The following is a 19,630-nucleotide window of genomic DNA, read 5'->3' as shown; positions in this document are numbered from 1 at the left end:
GCGCCAATCTCGAAGTCAACTGTTTATTTCAGCCGGTTGATTCAGTCATTCACCTCGGTGAGATCTTCAATCAACCGCTGCAAAACCTGATGCTGCTTGGGTTTTGCTGGACTTCTATTGCCGCCTTCAGCGACAACGTGGGGGCGTATTCTACAGACCCCGTTCAGAGAGTCAACAGACTCTTTGAATATTTTAAAACTATTTAAATATTCTTACCATATCGGCTCATTAGCGTTTTTTAGACTTCTTCTTAGACTTTTTAGTGAACTCTTTCAGCCGTTCTTTTTTCTGAAGCTGACGACGACTCAAGACGTTCTTCTTCCCTTCAAAGGGATTATCCCCAGACTTGAACTCAAATCGAACAGGGGTGCCCTTGATTTTTAGCACTGAGATAAATTTATTCTGCAAATACCGCTTATATGAAGCAGGAAGCTGATCTGTCTGGTTACCATGGACAATAAATAATGGAGGATTCGAACCACCCTGGTGCGCATAACGCAATTTGATTCGACGCCCATGAACCAGCGGGGGCTGATGGTCTGCAACCACATCTTCGAGAAGCTTTGTTAGCTTACTCGTTGACCATTTGCCCATAGCAGAGGCATAAGCCTCTTCGATTGACTCATAAAGATTGCCCACACCAGAACCATGCAAAGCAGAAATAAAGTGGATATTAGCAAAATCTGTGAAAACCAACCGTCGTTCCAGCTGACTACGTACTGAATCTTTTTCTTCAGCTGTCATCCCATCCCACTTATTCACAGCAATAACCAGTGCCCGCCCGGAATCCAGTACAAACCCCAGCATATGCAAGTCTTGTTCGGTCATCCCTTCCTGAGCATCCATTACTGTTACGACTACGTGCGCATCTTTGATCGCCTGTAAAGTCTTCACAATAGAAAACTTTTCTACCGCTTCCTTAATATTTTTACGACGACGTACTCCCGCTGTGTCTATTAAGGTATAAGGTTTGTCATGACGAACATAAGGAATGTAAATACTGTCACGCGTAGTGCCTGGCTGGTCATATACTACAACGCGATCTTCACCAAGCATCCGATTGACCAGTGTTGACTTACCAACATTTGGCCGTCCAACAATGGCTATGCGGACCCCCTTTTCAGCTTCCTCATCAGCATCTATTTCGGCCGGTTCAGGAAACTCACCTAACACCTCATCAATAAGACTGCGTACTCCACGACCGTGCGAAGCCGCTATCGGAATGGGCTGCGTCAATCCCATTTCATAAAAATCAGCCATCGCCACATCAGGATCGACACCATCTGTTTTATTGACTGCAAGATAATAAGGCTTGTCAGACATACGCAGGTGCTTCGCAATCATTTCATCAGCAGGGTTCAATCCACTACGACCATCAACCAGAAAAACAACTACATCTGCTTCATCTATAGCTACCAGAGACTGCTCAGCCATGGCACTATCAATACCGCGCTCATCACCACTGATACCGCCGGTATCAATGACAATAAAATCCCGCTCATCAATACGTCCCTCACCATACTTTCTATCGCGAGTCAGCCCTGGCAAATCGGCCACCAATGCATCCCGTGAGCGAGTCAGTCGATTAAAAAGGGTGGATTTTCCAACATTGGGGCGCCCAACCAGGGCAATAACGGGGATCATCTATCAAACCTGCATACACTAACAAAAAAGAGAAGGGCACCGACTGCATATCACGCCCGCTATACCCACTGAACAACTACTGTTTAAAAAAATCGCGTGACATGTATAGCATCAAGTCAAATCTGGTAATGTTGGTCCCTTCCGAAGTTCACCATCCCTCTCAGGTACCCAGCCATTACTCTATCGTCAATGCTGTCAAACGACCGCTGTTACCATAAACGTAAAGAACATCATCAACACTAATCATTGGCCCACGGACCCCGGATGAATCAACTTGTAAACGTGCCATAAAATGGCCATCCTGTGGCGATAAGAAATGGACATAGCCTTCAAAATCCGCTACTGCTACAGCATTTTTAATAACAACAGGTGCCGTAGATTGACGATAAAAGAGCGCATCCTGCTTCCAGAACTCAAGACCATTATTTTTCTCAAATGCTCTTACATTTCCTTCTGCATCACTCACAAATAACTGAGACAGATTTTCTGCAACACCGCGGAAGCTGGATACACTTTTATTCCAGATCAATCGCCCATTTCCAGCGGAAATTGAGACCAAACGCCCCTGATAACTGCTGACATATAACTTGTCACCTGACAGAAGCAGCTCGCCATCAACATCAACTATTCGTTCAAGTTCTGTTTTACCCTGAGGAACCGCAACACGCTGTTCCCAGACCAGGTCACCATTCTTATTATTTAGTGCTACAACTTTTCCATTTGAAAACCCGGCAAAGCTCATCCGTTCTGTCAAAAGCGGCGTACTGGTACCCCGTAAACTGAGCGCTGGTATTTGCGCATTATAACTCCATAAACGTTCACCGGAGACGGGAGACAAAGCAGTCAAACGACCATCAATCGTCTGCACCAGAACCAGGTGCTGATTTGATTGCGGCGGAGCAACAGACTCGCTACTTAAACGTGCCGTCCAAAGAGGTTCGCCATCCAAGGCTTTAAAGACATGAATCCGACCATCTAAAGTGGTGACTAAAACTTTGCCATCACCAACACCTACCGCACTACCAATTCGTGAGTTTACCTTTTGCGTCCATATTGTAGAGCCGCTGTCTCGATCTAACGCCTGCAGGTTTCCCTCAATGTCCGACACATAGATTCGACTACCAAGAATGGCAGGCTTTAACTCATTGTAGGTTGCTCCAAGCCCTTCACCGATTTTGGTTGACCACAGTTTTTTGACTTTACGCTCTTCATCAATAGACACCAGCTTCGCAGGTTCAATCTGCTCTTCGGAATCCCACCAGCTACAGCCACCAAGAAGCACTAATGTAAAAAAGAAGCACCAAAACCGTACCATCTTCATTAGTTGTCCTCGGCAGCCAGGTTATCAAGCTTCATTGTCAAAATTGGACGCTGTCCACCCTGCGAAGAAGAGCCAGCTTTTGTATAAGCTTCACGTGCCTCATCCGTGCGCCCCATCGCCTCATATACGTCACCTTTCACCTCATAATAACTGGCTTGAAAACCTTCAGCCGGCTCCTTATTAAGATATTTAAGTGCCTCTTCAGCTTTGTCCTGGGCCAACAGAACACGAGCTAATCGCAATTCGGTAATGCGAGCAATACCTTCCATAGGCTTACGCTCAAGCACCCATTCCAATTCCGTTTGTGCCAACGACAGATTCCCAGTCTCTACAGCGCTTTTAGCCAACCACAATGCTGCATACTGGGCATAAGCAAGATCACCAAAGTCTGTTTTCAGTTGCCCGGCAAGATGCTCAGCAGTTTTGCGCTTTTCCTCGTCTAATGTCTGTCCCGGCTGAACAACAATCGCCGCCTGCATGTTCTGATAAAGGACAGATGCCTGCTCTGCAGCATTCTGGATACTTTGCTGCCACCCTCTCCAGCCCAATACGATAGCTATGGCCGCCAAAACTCCAAAAACAGTTGAGCGGCCATTTTCTTTCCACCAGTTTTTAATTACTTCAATCTGTTCTTCTTCTGTACGCAGTTCAGTCACTCTGGACTCCTATCCAAAACTCGTCACTATTATTCTCACCGCCTGACAAGACATACGGCTGACTCTAACAACTATCAATTACAACAATCGATATATCCCTTCTTCCTGGCAACCAGGCCGACAACCATTTAGGCAGTCGCCATCAGAGCTATCAACTCGAAGACATATTACTTTCGATAAGCGCCAAAAACTCCTGCTCACTCATATCTATACGTGGATTATCTTGATTCCAGTATGCGACACTTATTCTACCTTCCTGTTCATTCAACAATGCTATCTGCCCAGCCCCAGTCTGCCGAGCTTTATTGTTGATATTCTTGAGGCCGCTACAGTGAGTCATCACTCTTAGCTCAGGATCAATTTGTCGTATATTTTCAGCCAGCAGCAATACATTTGGTTGCAGACCCTTTTGCTCTGCCGCAAGATAAAGATCTAAGGAACATTTTAGTTCAGCAGGGACTAAATCTAACGTTTCCAGCATCAGAACCAAACGCTCTATCCCCATTGCAAAACCAACTGCCGGGGTTGGGCGACCACCAAGCTGTTTTACCAAGCCATCATAACGGCCACCAGCACAAACAGTTCCCTGGGCACCCAGCTTATCCGTTACCCACTCAAAAACCGTTTTGCAATAATAATCCAACCCTCTCACCAGACGAGGGTTTATTTCATAAGCAATCCCAGCCCGATCCAAAATATCTCTAAGCTCAGAGAAGTGGGTGGCAGACTCCTCATCCAGATATTCGCTCAGAACAGGAGCATTCTCCAAGACCCTCTGCGTAGACTCATCTTTAGAATCAAGAACACGCAACGGATTACTGCTTAGTCGACGCTGGGAGTCTTCATCAAGTTTATCAAAATGAATATCCAGATAACTAACCAACGCGTCACGGTAGTTAGCACGGGCTTCATTACTTCCAAGGGAGTTCAACTGCAACCTAACCGAGTCAAGCAAGCCCAGCTCTTTCCAAAGGCGAGCTGAAACCATAATAACTTCAGCGTCGATATCAGCACTGGCCATGCCAAAAGTTTCAATCCCTATTTGATGAAACTGCCGATAGCGACCTTTTTGAGGTTTCTCGTAGCGGAACATTGGGCCTTTATACCAGAGTCTTTGCGTTTGGTTAAAAAGCAATCCATGTTCTTCACCCGCCCTGACACAACCTGCAGTGCCCTCGGGCCGTAACGTTAAGCTATCGTTATTACGATCATCAAAGGTGTACATTTCTTTTTCGACGATATCGGTAACTTCACCGATTGAACGCTTAAACAGCTCTGTTTTTTCGACGATAGGTAATCTTATTTCACTATAGGCGTATTGCCCGACAACCTTCTCAACAGTCGCTTCCAGGTAGCGCCATGTCGGTGACTGGTCAGGAAGAATGTCATTCATTCCTCTAATGGCTTTAATCTTGGCCAATGTTACGTTCCTAAATAGGGGAAGTTAATATTAGAAATTGAGCTCTAGGCGAGCTACATCCTTACGAGCCAGTTGGGCCAATTGGAGATCTTTACCCCCAAAAAAGGCACGGCTCACCGCAGAAACCCTGCCAACCAACAAGTTTGCTGACGCTTCCAGATCCAACTCCAAGACATCTCCTGCCCGCTTGGTGTTAGCAAATATCAGCTTTCCTTTAGCATCTCGAATGCTAACCCAGCAATCTCCAACAAACTGTAACTCCAACTTAGCGACCGGCTTGACAGTGTCAGCAGTCAAATCATCAGCAGGGACTTCACTTTCAGCCGATACCACACTCTCTTGATTTGACACATCGGTAGACGTAATAGAATCATCAACTGCAGTACCGGGTATCGCTTCTGCAGTACTGTCTTGTTCTACAGCACTTTCATTGTCATTGGTTGCCGGTGCAGTTTCAATTAACTCACCAGCAGTGCTTACCTCGGTACCAGCCCCCCTGGGATCAACAGTTTGCTCACCGTTGTTTGTATCGCTATTAATGTCAGTCTCATTGTCGGTTTTTGCTAACTCAGCCGCTATTCGCTGAATTTCCTCAGCAGATAGATACTCTGGGTCAGCTTCCGTCGGATCATTATTGACAGTACCTGTTTCCGCACTCTCATCTGACATAGTCGTCTGCTGTTCCGACTCTGTCTGTATTTCCGCTAAACGAGCCTGAAGCTTACTTTCTGCTGTTTGTGGACCAGACTCATTTTCAGCTGTTTCGCTATCTCCAGTATCAACACCTACAGCTGGATCAAGATTAAAAATATCTGGTAAAGAATTCCCGGATTGGGTTTGCCACCACCAGACACTAATCCCTAAAACCGCCAGGAAAAATATAAACATGGATGTCCGCATTAGCGGATCACTCAGCTTTACCTGCCTTCCAACCTTATTAATCGAAGCAACCGGCCCGACATCACCGACTTGAGCATACCGATTAAAACTTACCACCAGCTCATCGCCTGATAATTCAACAAAACGGGCATATGAGCGGATATAACCTCTAACAAAAGGCAGCCCAGGTAAGGATTCGAAATCAAGTTCTTCAAGTGCTCGAATATATTTTGCTGAGATATTCAGCCGCGCGGATACGTCCTCTATACTAAGGTTTCTCGCCTCTCTTGCTGATTTTAAGCGCTGACCCGCTGATAGCTCATCATCGCAAAACTCAACAGCTTCCCGCTGTAACTCGCTCACTGCCGAGACTCCTTATACAACTGATATTCAGACGATTGCGGAAAGAGATTTTTTAATAGCAAAGCATAGGTGGCCGCCATACTGGGATCTCTACCCTCCCGCGAAAGACGGACACCTAGCCATAGACTTTTAGCAGAGTGCTCCACTTTTCTTTGGTTAACCAACTCAGAAAAACGGTCAAATAACTGCCAGGCTTCACCTGATTCACCACGCTCGTACACAAGACTTGCCAGTTCAATCAATGTAATCGACGAATTTGGTGTTAATCGCAATACACGTCGATAGGTTTCTTCCGAAAGCTCGTGATCCCCTGCAAGTTGATAACAACCAGCTAAGTTTTCCAGCGCCTGGGGCCGTCCAGTGTAAAGAGGATCATTTGATGCTGCAGCAAGATGAGGGCAAGCTTCGTCGTAACGGTTTTGAATCATTAAAAAGATGCCATAATTATTACGCCCTGGTGCGAAAGAAGCGTCAGATTTCAGCATTCGCTTGTAATACTCCTCAGCAAGGACCATATCCCCCTGCTGCTGAAAAACAAAAGCCAATAAGTTCAAAGCCTTAGGGCTCCCCTTGTCAACTTCTAATGCCCCTGTCAAAGGGCGTTTAGCTTCCTCATATTCCCCCTTACGGATATGTTCCTTCGCCCAGCGAATACGCACATCGATTCTTGCCTCTGCAGAGGCTTCACTGACCACAGGTACCTGTTCAACGCCGCACCCGGTCAACACCAAAGAACAAAATACCAGAAATATTGAAAGTTGCTTCACACCCACTCCATGCAAAAAATCTATTTTGATATCACTTCCTGCACTACCGGAATATATTTCTGGCTGCGTCGGGTTCTATCATCAACCTGACCAACCAGTTGACCACAAGCAGCATCAATGTCTTCACCCCGAGTAGTACGCACAGTCGTCACAATACCAGACCTGCTGGTGATTTCCTTAAAATAATCAATCGCCTGCTTCTTTGAACGCTTGTATCCAGAATTAGGAAATGGATTAAACGGAATCAGATTGAGCTTGCAAGGTAAATCTTTTAATAATCCAACCAACTCCCGAGCCAATTCAGGTGAATCATTAACACCATCGATCATCGTATATTCGATAGTAATCACCCGTTTATCATTCAAGCGATCCAAATAACGCAGACAAGCAGCCTTAACCTCTTTAATAGGATAACGCTTGTTCAACGGCACTAATTCATTTCGCAAAGCATCATTCGGTGCATGTAAGGACAACGCAAGAGACACATCCAACTGCTCACTCAGCTTGTCAATAGCAGGCACAAGTCCAGCTGTACTGAGCGTAACTCGGCGTTTAGAAAGACCGTAAGCATTGTCTTCCATCATCAACGACATAGCATCGACAACTGCCTCAAAGTTCATCAGCGGTTCGCCCATGCCCATCATTACAACGTTGGTCACTCTTCGAGGCCCCTTAGGATCTATGGGACCAAAGGATTTTATAGCCACTCTCAATTGGCCTATAACTTCTGCAGCCGTGAGGTTACGGTTAAACCCCTGCTTACCGGTAGAACAAAAGCTACAATCCAGCGAGCAACCGACTTGAGAGGATACACAAAGCGTTGCACGATCACCTTCAGGAATGAGCACCGTTTCGACAAGGCTTCCTCCATCCACTTTAATCGCCCACTTTCGTGTACCGTCTTCTGAATAATCCTGATAGACAACTTCTGGCTCACATATCTTAGCCACTTCTTTGAGTTTGGCACGTAAAGCCTTACCCAAGTTGGTCATCTCATCAAAGTCTTCAACTCCTTGTTGATGAATCCACTTCACAACTTGAATTGCACGGAATTTTTTTTCGCCGATGCTTTCAAAAAAGGCTTCCATTTTTGCCTTTGAGAAGCCCAACAAGTTAGTTTTTTCAGGAGTGGAATTCATGATAATAAAGCCAGGTAAATCAGAGGAGCGCCAATCTTTCGGATAGATAAATCCGGGATGAATTCATCCCGGATCTTTATCTCGCAATAAACTGCGCTTGTATTTTCTTGTAACGCTTATGCGCCGAAGAAGTAAGCTACTTCACGCTCAGCAGAAGCTGGCGAATCAGAACCATGAACGGCATTAGCGTCGATAGATTCAGCAAAGTCCGCACGAATGGTGCCTGGAGCAGCCTCTTTAGGGTTAGTAGCCCCCATCAAATCACGATTTTTAGCAATGGCATCTTCCCCTTCAAGCACTTGAACCATCACAGGACCAGACGTCATAAAGGCAACCAGATCATTGTAAAAAGGACGACCTTCATGCTCAGCGTAAAAACCGCCTGCCAGCTCTTGTGAAAGAGTCAACATTTTTGCTTCAACAACTTTAAGACCGTTATCTTCAAAGCGGCTGTAGATTTTACCAATTACGTTTTTTGCAACTGCGTCAGGCTTGATGATGGACAGTGTACGTTCAATCGCCATTTAGATTCCCCAATAGCATGAGATTAACAAGAAAGTAAACAGCCAATTATAAGGCTGCTGACACAGGGAAGAAAGGAAAATAAACACAGATTAGGTCGATAATGCGACATTGAGTTTAAAGTTTCTCTCCAGCAAATACCTCATCACCGATCTAAACTATAATTATACTCTAGACAGCTACTAATTTTGCAGGAGTTAATCATGGCAGAGACCCCGATCGCTTCCATGCTAAGATCATGGGATCATCATACAATTGAGCATCTTCCCAAGGTTATTCGAAAGATCCCCATCTCAAAAGATGATGTCGCTAAACTGGAGGCTCTTGCTGAAGTCTACCAGCTTCCGACGGAAGACATCATAGCAAACCTGATCAGTAACGCACTCCGGGAAGTCGAAGAAAAAATACCCTATGTCCAAGGATCAAAGGTTGTGCGTATTGAGGAGGGCGACCCAATTTATGAAGACGCGGGCCTTATGCCAAAATACTTAAAGGCTAAGGAAAGACTTGAACGTAAAGCAGGATGAAACCACTAACCTGCTGATAGCCAGTTAACCAAAAGCCGACCCATTAGCTTTTTAACCTGACAGATGGGTCGGCGGCGCTTTGCACTAGCTAATAAATATCACTATTGATAGCACTATTGCTTTTCGCTGCTAATCCTTATTTTATCCCGGTTTCGGGCTATCAGGCTCTCCCCCACCCCTTTGACTTCAGCTAACTGTTCCAAAGACTGAAACGGCCCGTGTTTCTTCCTATATTCCACAATTGCCTGAGCCTTTGATTCCCCGACACCCGTCAAGACAAGCGCCAACTCACTGGCATCAGCTTGATTAAGATCGACTTGATCGGCGGCAAAGATAGAAGAAGAAAGACTTAAAAAGGCAACAAAAACAGCAGCAAGTTGTTTTTTTGATAACATTATATCTCTCCATGATTTTTAAAAATAAAGGCCCGCATCCAGCGGACTTTCGTATACTACCTGAAAAAACCAGTAGCTACTAATAAATTACAGTACTATCTGACAGGTTTTTAACGTACAGGAACACTTAGCCAGAAATGCAGCCTAAGAAACCCACTCAACTCTGCCAATTATTGAGTTCCGTTGTAATTTGGGTCAAGGCGGCAACAGGATCAGCAGCTTGAGTGATTGGACGGCCGATAACCAGATAATCGCTGCCTGCCTGAACAGCATCCAGTGGAGTCATGATACGCCTCTGGTCACCTTGATCAGCCTCTGCAGGTCGAATTCCCGGGGTAACCAATTTAAAACCATCGTTCACGCACTCGCGCAAAGCAACAGCCTCCTGAGCCGAACAGACAACGCCGTCCAAACCACACTTCTGGGTTAACATGGCAAGCCGCTGAACCTGATCTAAAGGCTGGCACTCAATCCCGACCTGCTTAAGATCCGTGGCCTCCATACTGGTCAACACAGTAACTGCAATCAGAAGAGGCTTTTTCCCATTAAGCTTATCCAATTCATTACGAGCAGCTTCCATCATCCGCCGGCCTCCACTCGCATGCACATTCACCATCCACACACCAAGCTCGGCAGCAGCGAGCACTGCCTTTGCAGTCGTATTGGGAATATCATGAAATTTAAGATCCAGAAAAACCTCAAAGCCCAAAGATTGGAGTGCTTCAACAATCGCAGGACCCGAACGTGTAAAAAGCTCTTTGCCAACTTTTACCCGACATAAAGACGGATCAAGTCGAGCAGCCATTGCTAAAGCTTGCTCGCCTACAGAAAAATCCAATGCAACGATAACTTTTGAATCACAACCAACCATTTGAACCCCACTATAAAAATTCTACTTCTACATGCTGTCTATTTACTACAACGACTAAAGACCATTACAACTCAGACTACTCCCCCTCCAAGCCGCGAATTGGTTTTACCCGCCCCCACTCTTTACAGCTAGGACACTGCCAATGCATAGCCTGCCCAGAGAATCCACAATTATGACATTGGTACGAGGGTTTTGACTGCTCCAACTGCCCTGTTAAGCCACGAAGAACGTTCAAGCTTTCCTTTGCACTTTCCGATGCATGCTTAAGATGAAGATCAATCAGCCGATTAAAGCCTTTCACGGAAGGACGTCGTTTCAATTGCTCAGTAATGTAAGCTCCTGCCGCATAGTCTCCCTTCTCCCGAGCAATCTCTTCAGCAACCAGAAGCATACTGGTCGTGGAGGGTGCAGTATGCATGCTAAGTTCGAGGAAACGAGTCAGATCGCCATTAGCGCCTATGTGTCGGTAACAGTCAGCAAGAAGAGGCACAGCTTCAGAAACAAAGGAAGGATCCTGGTCCTGTACCTGACGAAGATGTTTTATGGCAGCCTTCCAACGCCCTTCAGCCATATCGATCTTTGCACTTAGAAGAGATGCACGCACACAATTCTTGTCGTGATGCAGTGCTAGCTTAAGTTTCTTCTGAGCTTCCTTAAGCTCCTTGAGCTCAATAGAGACAGCAGCCTGCTCACAGTAGAAATGCGACAAACGCAGGGCCAAGCCTTCTACACTGGAATTGAGTTTCGCGGCAACATCCAGCGCTTTACCCCATTCCTTTTCCTGCTGGTAGAGATCGATTAACAACCGAATGGCAAGATCACGATCATCTCTCGCTCCTTGCTCAAGCACATCCAGCAGCAAACTCTCTGCCCGATCCAGTAGTCCTGCTGCCAAATAGTCCCGCGAAAGAGCCAACTGAACCTGGATATACTCGCGTGAACTTAGAGACGGGTGGGCCATCACCTCCTGATGCAACTGAATAGACCGCTGGATCTCACCTCTTCGTCGAAACAAAGTCCCCAGTGCCAAACGAATTGGCACTGTCTCGCTGTTATACTTTAAAGCCTTAATGAAGCTATCTATAGCCTCATCAGTTTTATTATTGACTAAATAATTAAGGCCACTAAAGTACTCTTCTTTCAAATGTTCGCGATACTGATCCAAGCGCTGTTTACGCCAGTCCCTTCGTCCCAGATACCAGCCTATGGCTAATGCCAGGACTAGCGGAATCAGTAAAAGGTAGTCACCCATTTTCGTACACTTTCCTAAAATGCACGACGGCTCCCATACCCCTTGGTACGGTCATGCTAAGCTACTCTTTGCCATCGCAGCACTACCACAACCCTGCACCAAGCTCTGACTAGTGAAGGACAAACGAGCTGTTAGGTTTTGCCGTGGCAATTTACACCCACTAAGCAATACTAGCGGTCTTAAGCTTATCCAGTTCACGATTGGAAGAATTGAGCTGACGATTAGCACGACGAAGGCGAGTTTTAAGAGCCACCACAGCCAAAGACCCGAATATCATGCTAACCAAAGCACCCAATAAGAAGCTAGCAATTAACCAACGAGCTAAGCTAGCCTGAGGAATCTGTATAAATACCAGATCAATGGAAACCAACTGCTGATTATTAACAGTCAATAAAATACCCAGCATCACTAGAAGTACAGCCAGCACAACAGCAATAATAGTCTTAATCAAACGCACAGGAAAACCTCATAAAATATACAGGCGGTTATTGGGACAATAATACCCGCAAACTATGCCCTCTTAATACTCTCATTCACTTGTTCCCTGAGATCCTTACCAGGTTTAAAGTGGGGTACATACTTGGCATCCAATTCCACCGCTTGCCCTGTTTTAGGGTTTCTACCTACACGAGGCTCGCGGAAGTGTAACGAAAAACTGCCAAAACCTCGAATTTCAATGCGCTCACCGCCAGATAAAGCTTCGGCCATATGGTCTAGCATCGTTTTAACTGCCAGTTCGACATCCTTAACTGACAACTGCTCATGCCTAGCAATCAAACGCTCGATTAGCTCAGACTTTGTCATAGTCGCCCCCTGTTCATTTCGTTGATATCAGAACTTAACCCCTATGATGGAGGTATTCCAAACAAGGGGACATAAATGTTCACTTCCGCTTAGCATCAATCGCGTAATAGTTCAGCAATTATCTTCGATATCACCTATTCTGCCTGCCGCACCGGCAACTTCTTGCACGACGCGCGCCAAAACCTCATCGATACTCAGCCCAGTACTATCAAGCACCAAGGCGTCATCTGCTGGCTTTAAGGGGGATGCTGCTCTATTCATATCCCTCTCGTCCCGCACCTTAATATCATTTAGCACCTTCTGAAGGTTAGCACCAGTATCCTTATGCATCAACTGGTTAAAGCGCCTTCTCGCTCGCTCTTCCGCACTGGCCGTAAGAAAAATCTTGACGCTGGCATCAGGAAATACAACGGTTCCCATGTCACGACCATCAGCAACCAGTCCCGGTAACTCCGCAAAAGCACGCTGCCGGTCTAAAAGAGCCACCCTAACTTTTGCAATCGCGGCAACAACTGACGCCGCCTGGCTACAGGCGTCACTTCTTATTGCAGCAGTAACTTCCTCACCTTCAAGGACAACCTGAACCCCTTCTTGTGCAAGATCCGCCTGGAACTGCACATCAAGATGACCTGCCAGAACTTCTAGCGCATCTTCATCTTCGAGACTAACACCATGATGTTCTGCTGCTAATCCAAGAACACGATAGAGAGCCCCACTATCTAATAGATGCCACCCCATTCGCTGAGCCAGCAGTTTTGATATAGTCCCTTTACCCGAACCACTAGGCCCATCGATAGTTACAACTGGAATTAGCTCCGACATGTGACTACCCCTTAACTTCTATATCAAGTCCAACAGAACGAACAAGATCAACAAAATTAGGGAACGATGTCGCTACGTTAGCACAGTCATCAATTTGAATTTCACCGTTTGCTCTAAGCCCAGCTATTGCAAATGACATGGCAATCCGATGATCCCCTAGACTATCCACACGACCACCACTGATTTGGCCACCTTTGATTATTGCACCATCAGGAGTTCCCTCAATATCAACTCCCAACACCTTCAGGCCATCGACCATGGCCTGTATTCGATCACTCTCTTTAACACGCAGCTCTTCGGCACCGGTCAAGGTCGTAACACCATCAGCACAGGCTGCAGCAACGAACAAAGAAGGAAACTCATCAATAGCCAGAGGCACTTGATCTTCCGGTATATTAATACCTTTTAAAGGTGCATATCGAACGCGCAAATCAGCAACAGGTTCGCCACCTGCCTCGCGCTCATTCTGCAAAACAATATCAGCCCCCATGGCCTGCAAAATATTGATGACTCCGATACGGGTAGGATTAATACCAACATGTTTGAGCAAGATGTCAGAGCCGGGCGTTATAGCCGCAGCAACCATAAAAAAGGCAGATGAGGAGATGTCTGCTGGCACATCGATATGAGTGGCCGTCATTTTGCCACCACCGGTCAAACGCGCAACAGCTCCTTCACGACTAACCTCATAACCAAAACCAGACAGCATTCGCTCCGTATGATCCCTGGTTGGTGCAGGCTCAGTGACACGGGTTTCACCTTGCGCATACAATCCTGCCAGCAACACACAAGATTTCACCTGAGCACTGGCCATCGGCATTTTGTAATCAATAGCTTTTAGAGTCGCGCCTCCTCGAATACGGATAGGAGGGCAACCACCTTCACCGGTTTCAATCTGCGCTCCCATCGATCTTAGTGGTACGGCAACCCGCTCCATCGGACGCTTGGAAAGTGATTCATCACCAGTCAGCTCAGAGTTAAACGACTGCCCGGCAAGCAAACCAGCAAACAAGCGCATTGCCGTTCCGGAATTACCTACATACAACGGCCCTGGCGGTTGCTTTAATCCATGCATTCCCACTCCATGGATAGTCACTCGTCCCTTATATGGGCCTTCTATCACGACCCCCATATCGCGAAACGCCTGCAAGGTTGCCAGACTATCCTCGCCTTCAAGAAATCCTTCAACTTCGGTAACGCCCTCAGCGAGCGCACCAAGCATGATTGAACGATGGGACATGGATTTATCACCTGCGACACGAACCTCTCCTGAGACAGTGCCACCGGGTTTTACTTTAAATGTTATATTTTTATCAGTCATAGGTAGAGAGTACGCAGTTCCAGTCAATATCTTGGAAAAATGATCACGGGCCGATTTTGCCCGGGTAAAAACCCCCAGCAAGTGCTGCCCGTCACGCTGTTCAATGGCAGTGCGGAGCTGATCCACACCCTTGGAAAATTCTTTTAGTACTTTAAGAGTCGCCTCACTATTGGCAAGAAAAATATCATGCCACATCATCGGATCACTTGCCGCGATTCGTGTAAAATCCCTAAACCCACCTGCTGCATAGCGGAAAATATCACGATTTTCATGATCATTCGCCAGAGTATCCACTAGCGAAAAAGCCAACAAATGAGGTAGATGGCTGGTAGCAGCCAACACTTCATCATGGCGCTGAACATTCATATGATGAACCTCAGCACCAACAGATTCCCACATCTGGGTTATTCGCTTTAAAGCAAAGCGATCAGTCTCAGACAGCGGCGTTAGAATAACCTTATGGTGTTCATACAAAGTCGCCTTTGCAGAAGAAACACCACTCTTTTCTGATCCGGCAATAGGATGTCCAGGGACAAAATTTGCAGGCACCTCGCCAAATACACGCCGTGCAGCTTCGACCACATTTCCCTTAGCGCTCCCCACATCCGTCAAAATAGTTTCTGGACGGATAGCATTACGAATGTCAGCAAGCACTCCTTCCATCACCTTGACAGGGACAGCCAGCACCACTACATCAGCATCGTAAACAGCCTGAAAAAGCTCCTCGGCCTTTTCATCAATAACACCTCGATGAAGCCCTTCGTCCATCTCAGCAGGATTGATATCGAAACCAACCACTGTCCGACAGCCGCCGCGCTGTTTTAATCCCAATGCTAAAGAGCCGCCGATAAGCCCCAACCCGACCACTAACAACCTTCCAATTGGAGTTGTCACTTTTTCAACACTCCAAGTGATTCTTTTAAAGTTCGGCTCATCAGACAGACCATCAAACTAAAGCACCGCCTGAGGGTAAGATCCTAACAGCTTCAGCTCCAGAGCCTCTTCAGCAATCTCTTTCATTACCTTCTGAATGGGCTCATCACGGTAATGCCCTTCGCAGTCTATATAGAAAATATAACCCCAGGTACCGACACTGGATGGACGGGTTTCAATTCGGGTCAAACTGATGCCAAATCGATGAAACGGTTCAAGCAGGTGATACAATGCACCAGGCTTGTTTCTCGCAGAAACCAGCAAGGAAGTCTTATCCTTTCCGCTGGCTTCGGTTAATTGCTGTCCGATAATCAAAAAACGGGTGGTATTGTCTGGCTCATCCTCTATATTTTCAGAGACTTTGTTCAAGTGGTAAAGCTCAGCAGCCATGTCGCCAGCAATAGCGGCAACATGATTACCTTTTTCACTGGTCGCTCGGCGCGCGGCTTCGGCGTTACTGCTTACTGCGACCCGCTCAACACCCGGATAGCGTGCATCTAACCAACGCCGACATTGAGCAAGGGATTGTTGATGAGAGTAAATACGAGTGATGTTGTCTGCATCAACATCATCATCCATCAGTAAATGTTGATGGATGCGAAGCTCCACCTCGCCGCAAATACGTAACGGCGAGTTTCGGAACATATCCAATGTATGATGCACCATACCTTCTGTAGAGTTCTCTATGGGTACCACACCATAATTGGCCGCACCGGACTCAACCTCACGGAAGACCTCATCGATAGAATGCAACGGTACGCTAACAGTTGAGTGACCAAAGTGCTTCAGTGCGGCAGACTGAGTAAAAGTCCCCTCCGGTCCTAAAAACGCAATATGCATAGGCTGCTCAAGCGCCAGGCAGGAAGACATTATCTGCCGGAAAACACGCGCCATCTCCTCATCCCCGAGAGGCCCATCATTACGCTCCATAATCCGGCGAAGCACCTTCGCCTCACGTTCAGGACGATAAAAGACGGCTTCACCCTCACCCTGCGCCTGCTGCTTAACGTCAGCCACTCGTTGTGCACACACTGCTCTCTGGCTAACAAGCTGCATGATTTTTTGATCAATTTGATCAATTTCATCACGCAACTTACCCAGCTGTTGCTCCTGATCACTCATTCGCCTGCATCTACCTCGTTACCTTAACCCTACCGCTTTACGCAAAAAACAACGTTATCTATCCACTCGCTCGACAATGCTGGCACAATCCCGATTTAATCGTCAGCACTATCGTCTTTAGCGGCATCAGAATCTGGTTCTGCAATAACATCACTGTCTTTCGAAGCAAGCTCTGCATCAACCAAGTTTTCATCGGTATCCTCAGGTTCGTCCTGATCATCAGGCTCTTCAACTCGAGCTACCCCCACCAGCTGCTCGTCCTTGGAAATACGAATCAGCGTCACCCCTTGAGTATTCCGACCCTGCACAGTAATCTCATCGGTGCGAGTGCGGACCAAAGTACCCTGGTCGCTGATCAACATAATCTCATCGCCTTGGAATATCTGCTCAGCGCCTATCATCTGACCATTGCGCTCAGACAGCTGCATGCCGATAACCCCCTGACCGCCTCGGCCGTAGGTAGGAAAATCATCCAGATTGGTAAGTTTACCAAAACCGTTAACACTTACCGTTAATATCCGGCCACCTTCTTCCGGAATAATTAGCGATATCACTTTACCATCATCCTGCAGACGCATCCCTCGAACGCCTCGTGCGGTCCGCCCCATTGGCCTTACATCATCCTCGGAGAATCGTATTGCCTTGCCCTGATCGCTAAACAGCATGACTTCCTGATCACCTTTGGTTATTGACGCACCAATCAGGGTATCTCCCTCGTTCAGGTCCAAAGCAATAAGCCCAGAACTTCGCGGGCGGGAGAAATTTTCCAGCGGAGTTTTCTTGACGGTGCCAAATGCGGTGGCCATAAAGATATAACGGTCCTGATCGTAACTGGAAACCGGCAAAATAGTGGTCACTCTCTCGCCATCATCTAAAGGCAGAATATTAACGATTGGCCGTCCTTTCGCTGTACGGCTCGCTGGCGGAATCTCAAACACCTTCAGCCAATAAACCTTACCGTGATTGGTAAAGCACAAAATAGTATCGTGAGTACTGGCGACCAACAGATGCTCTATATAGTCCTCATCTTTGACGGAGGAAGCGGACTTTCCTTTTCCACCACGACGCTGGGCTTGATACGCCGTTACAGGCTGAGTTTTAGCGTAACCACCGTGTGAAATAGTCACGACCATATCTTCTTCTGTAATCAGATCTGCTGTGGTTAAATCTTTTCGTGAAGCAGTAATTTCAGTACGGCGATCATCTCCATATTGCTCTACAACCTGAATCAACTCTTCCCGAATCACTTCCATCAAACGCTCGGTACTACCTAAAATACGAAGTAACTCTGCAATTTTCTCCAGCAAAGCCTTGTATTCATCAATAAGCTTCTGATGCTCCAAACCGGTCAAGCGGTGTAACTTCAGATCAAGAATAGCTTGAGCCTGAGCTGGAGACAGGTGATAGAAACCCTCCCGAATACCGTACTGCTCTGGCAAATCATCTGGACGGCAAGCATCATCTCCTGCACGCTCCAGCATCTGCATCAAATCACCAGGAGCCCACCGAGTCTCGACCAGTTTTTCTTTGGCTTCTGCCGAAGTTTTAGAGTTCTTGATCAACTCAATAACGGGGTCGATGTTGGCCAGAGCAACGGCAAGGCCCTCTAAGATATGCCCACGTTCACGCGCCTTGCGCAACTCATAAATAGTTCGACGAGTAACCACTTCACGACGGTGACGAATAAAGGCTTCAAGCAATTCTTTCAGGTTCAGTATCTTTGGAAGCCCGTCGACCAAGGCTACGATATTAATACCGAAAACATTCTCCATTTGCGTCTGAGCATAGAGGTTGTTAACAACGACCTCTGGCACCTCTCCCCGACGCAACTCGACAACGATTCGCATACCATCCTTATCAGATTCATCACGCAGCTCAGTAATGCCATCGATTTTTTTATCTTTTACCAGTTCTGCGATCTTTTCGATCAATCGCGCCTTGTTTACCTGATATGGAATTTCAGTAACAACTATCGAGGCTTTGCCGTTCTTTTCGTTTTCTTCCACATGGTATCGGGAACGGAGATAGATTCGACCACGACCGGTTCTGTAAGCCTGTAATATCCCCGCACGACCATTGATAATAGCAGCGGTAGGAAAATCAGGACCAGGGATGAACTCCATCAGCTGATCCACATCCAGACCGGGGTCATCAATCAGGGCGATGGTTCCGTTAATAACTTCTGTTAAATTATGTGGTGGTATATTCGTTGCCATACCTACCGCGATTCCAGAAGAGCCGTTAACCAGCAAATTAGGAACACGAGTCGGCATAACTTCAGGAATCAGTTCAGTGCCATCATAGTTGGGAATGTAATCGACGGTTTCCTTATCCAAATCTGAAAGAATCTCATGCGAAATTCTTTCCATTCTGACTTCGGTATAACGCATCGCAGCAGCAGAGTCGCCATCGACAGAACCAAAATTTCCTTGGCCATCGATCAGGGTATAGCGCATTGAAAAAGACTGGGCCAATCTGACAATGGTGTCGTAGACGGCAGAATCCCCATGTGGGTGATATTTACCGATAACATCACCGACAACACGAGCAGATTTTTTATAGGGTTTGTTCCAGTCATTCCCCAGCTCGCTCATCGCAAATAGCACGCGACGGTGCACTGGCTTCAGACCATCTCGGACATCAGGTAACGCCCGCCCCACGATGACGCTCATCGCGTAGTCCAAATACGACTGCTTCAGCTCATCTTCGATATTAACGGGTTGGATCTCTTTGGCAAATTCACCCATAAAACCCAGGTATCCTTCTCAAATGCCTAAAAACAAAGGCAGAATATTTGACTTTTTCAACTGAGAGCAAAGCTCCCCGCAGACGATTTAAAAATCACGCAATCATACCATAAGCAACAGGATGC

Annotated in this window: 18 protein-coding genes and 1 pseudogene; 2 read left to right on the top strand and 17 right to left on the bottom strand. The window is 46.7% G+C overall.

Annotation, left to right across the window (positions count from 1 at the left end; all coding sequences use genetic code 11):
* Positions 1–206 (top strand): hypothetical protein (locus BGP75_RS27470; protein ID WP_233152961.1); only part of this gene is annotated, 206 nt, incomplete at its 5' end.
* Between the two features lie 22 nt (positions 207–228).
* Here the strand turns inward: BGP75_RS27470 and der are convergent.
* The 8 genes from der to ndk all read right to left on the bottom strand — a co-directional run bounded on the left by der (position 229) and on the right by ndk (position 8,713).
* Positions 229–1,644, bottom strand: a complete 1,416-nt coding sequence (der, locus tag BGP75_RS17165; RefSeq protein WP_076720105.1) for a ribosome biogenesis GTPase Der — start codon at positions 1,642–1,644, stop codon at positions 229–231.
* 175 nt (positions 1,645–1,819) lie between these two features.
* Positions 1,820–2,965 carry an outer membrane protein assembly factor BamB gene (bamB, locus tag BGP75_RS17160; RefSeq protein ID WP_076720104.1) on the bottom strand — a complete coding sequence of 382 codons (1,146 nt, stop codon included), beginning with the start codon at positions 2,963–2,965 and terminating at the stop codon, positions 1,820–1,822.
* A complete protein-coding gene (locus BGP75_RS17155) occupies positions 2,965–3,621 on the bottom strand; it encodes a tetratricopeptide repeat protein (protein WP_083704889.1) in 657 nt (218 codons plus the stop codon). The genes bamB and BGP75_RS17155 overlap by 1 nt, the downstream gene beginning before the upstream one ends.
* A 151-nt stretch (positions 3,622–3,772) precedes the next feature.
* Positions 3,773–5,014: a histidine--tRNA ligase gene (hisS, locus tag BGP75_RS17150; RefSeq protein WP_233152962.1), complete on the bottom strand. Its 1,242-nt coding sequence runs from the start codon at positions 5,012–5,014 to the stop codon at positions 3,773–3,775.
* A gap of 57 nt (positions 5,015–5,071) precedes the next feature.
* The gene (locus tag BGP75_RS17145; protein ID WP_076720102.1) at positions 5,072–6,283 is read right to left on the bottom strand and encodes a RodZ domain-containing protein; all 1,212 of its coding nucleotides are present in this window, start codon (positions 6,281–6,283) and stop codon (positions 5,072–5,074) included.
* Positions 6,280–7,050 carry a type IV pilus biogenesis/stability protein PilW gene (pilW, locus tag BGP75_RS17140; RefSeq protein WP_158070131.1) on the bottom strand — a complete coding sequence of 257 codons (771 nt, stop codon included), beginning with the start codon at positions 7,048–7,050 and terminating at the stop codon, positions 6,280–6,282. Before pilW ends, BGP75_RS17145 begins: the two co-directional genes overlap by 4 nt.
* Before the next feature lie 20 nt (positions 7,051–7,070).
* Positions 7,071–8,189: a 23S rRNA (adenine(2503)-C(2))-methyltransferase RlmN gene (gene rlmN / locus BGP75_RS17135; RefSeq protein ID WP_076720101.1), complete on the bottom strand. Its 1,119-nt coding sequence runs from the start codon at positions 8,187–8,189 to the stop codon at positions 7,071–7,073.
* A gap of 116 nt (positions 8,190–8,305) precedes the next feature.
* Positions 8,306–8,713, bottom strand: a complete 408-nt coding sequence (gene ndk, locus BGP75_RS17130) for a nucleoside-diphosphate kinase (RefSeq protein WP_076720100.1) — start codon at positions 8,711–8,713, stop codon at positions 8,306–8,308.
* Between the two features lie 201 nt (positions 8,714–8,914).
* Between ndk and BGP75_RS17125 the strand changes: the two genes are divergently transcribed.
* Positions 8,915–9,238: a hypothetical protein gene (locus BGP75_RS17125; RefSeq protein ID WP_076720099.1), complete on the top strand. Its 324-nt coding sequence runs from the start codon at positions 8,915–8,917 to the stop codon at positions 9,236–9,238.
* A 113-nt stretch (positions 9,239–9,351) separates the two neighbouring features.
* Here BGP75_RS17125 and BGP75_RS17120 read toward each other — a convergent pair whose 3' ends face one another.
* The 9 genes and pseudogenes from BGP75_RS17120 to gyrA form a co-directional block, all read right to left on the bottom strand.
* A complete protein-coding gene (locus BGP75_RS17120) occupies positions 9,352–9,633 on the bottom strand; it encodes a ComEA family DNA-binding protein (RefSeq protein ID WP_076720098.1) in 282 nt (93 codons plus the stop codon).
* Positions 9,634–9,790: 157 nt separating this feature from the next.
* Entirely contained in the window at positions 9,791–10,504 is a 714-nt protein-coding gene (pyrF, locus tag BGP75_RS17115) for an orotidine-5'-phosphate decarboxylase (protein WP_076720097.1), read from the bottom strand.
* Positions 10,505–10,580: 76 nt separating this feature from the next.
* On the bottom strand, positions 10,581–11,756 hold the full coding sequence (gene lapB, locus BGP75_RS17110) for a lipopolysaccharide assembly protein LapB (RefSeq protein WP_076720096.1): 1,176 nt from the start codon (positions 11,754–11,756) through the stop codon (positions 10,581–10,583).
* A gap of 160 nt (positions 11,757–11,916) precedes the next feature.
* Positions 11,917–12,213, bottom strand: a complete 297-nt coding sequence (locus BGP75_RS17105) for a LapA family protein (RefSeq protein ID WP_083704887.1) — start codon at positions 12,211–12,213, stop codon at positions 11,917–11,919.
* Positions 12,214–12,266: 53 nt separating this feature from the next.
* Positions 12,267–12,569, bottom strand: a pseudogene (locus BGP75_RS17100) (integration host factor subunit beta); the annotation flags it as partial.
* A gap of 102 nt (positions 12,570–12,671) precedes the next feature.
* Entirely contained in the window at positions 12,672–13,382 is a 711-nt protein-coding gene (cmk, locus tag BGP75_RS17095) for a (d)CMP kinase (protein ID WP_076720094.1), read from the bottom strand.
* 4 nt (positions 13,383–13,386) lie between these two features.
* A complete protein-coding gene (locus BGP75_RS17090; protein ID WP_083704886.1) occupies positions 13,387–15,597 on the bottom strand; it encodes a bifunctional prephenate dehydrogenase/3-phosphoshikimate 1-carboxyvinyltransferase in 2,211 nt (736 codons plus the stop codon).
* Positions 15,598–15,654: 57 nt separating this feature from the next.
* Positions 15,655–16,758, bottom strand: coding sequence for a prephenate dehydratase (pheA, locus tag BGP75_RS17085; RefSeq protein ID WP_076720092.1), 1,104 nt, complete (start codon positions 16,756–16,758; stop codon positions 15,655–15,657).
* Between the two features lie 95 nt (positions 16,759–16,853).
* On the bottom strand, positions 16,854–19,505 hold the full coding sequence (gene gyrA, locus BGP75_RS17080; protein WP_076720091.1) for a DNA gyrase subunit A: 2,652 nt from the start codon (positions 19,503–19,505) through the stop codon (positions 16,854–16,856).
* Positions 19,506–19,630 lie beyond the last annotated feature (125 nt).

The organism is Motiliproteus sp. MSK22-1 (assembly GCF_001968815.1).
GTDB lineage: Bacteria > Pseudomonadota > Gammaproteobacteria > Pseudomonadales > Balneatricaceae > Motiliproteus.
Note: the sequence above shows the minus strand (reverse complement) of the source record. Positions and strands in the feature narration are given on the sequence as shown.

Coding starts and splice junctions, on each gene's coding strand:
- hisS (WP_233152962.1), bottom strand. CDS start 5,014: ATGAATGACATTCTTCCTGACCAGTCACCGACATGGCGCTACCTGGAA.
- bamB (WP_076720104.1), bottom strand. CDS start 2,965: ATGAAGATGGTACGGTTTTGGTGCTTCTTTTTTACATTAGTGCTTCTT.
- der (WP_076720105.1), bottom strand. CDS start 1,644: ATGATCCCCGTTATTGCCCTGGTTGGGCGCCCCAATGTTGGAAAATCC.
- ndk (WP_076720100.1), bottom strand. CDS start 8,713: ATGGCGATTGAACGTACACTGTCCATCATCAAGCCTGACGCAGTTGCA.
- rlmN (WP_076720101.1), bottom strand. CDS start 8,189: ATGAATTCCACTCCTGAAAAAACTAACTTGTTGGGCTTCTCAAAGGCA.
- pheA (WP_076720092.1), bottom strand. CDS start 16,758: ATGAGTGATCAGGAGCAACAGCTGGGTAAGTTGCGTGATGAAATTGAT.
- cmk (WP_076720094.1), bottom strand. CDS start 13,382: ATGTCGGAGCTAATTCCAGTTGTAACTATCGATGGGCCTAGTGGTTCG.
- BGP75_RS17125 (WP_076720099.1), top strand. CDS start 8,915: ATGGCAGAGACCCCGATCGCTTCCATGCTAAGATCATGGGATCATCAT.
- BGP75_RS17120 (WP_076720098.1), bottom strand. CDS start 9,633: ATGTTATCAAAAAAACAACTTGCTGCTGTTTTTGTTGCCTTTTTAAGT.
- pyrF (WP_076720097.1), bottom strand. CDS start 10,504: ATGGTTGGTTGTGATTCAAAAGTTATCGTTGCATTGGATTTTTCTGTA.
- gyrA (WP_076720091.1), bottom strand. CDS start 19,505: ATGGGTGAATTTGCCAAAGAGATCCAACCCGTTAATATCGAAGATGAG.
- lapB (WP_076720096.1), bottom strand. CDS start 11,756: ATGGGTGACTACCTTTTACTGATTCCGCTAGTCCTGGCATTAGCCATA.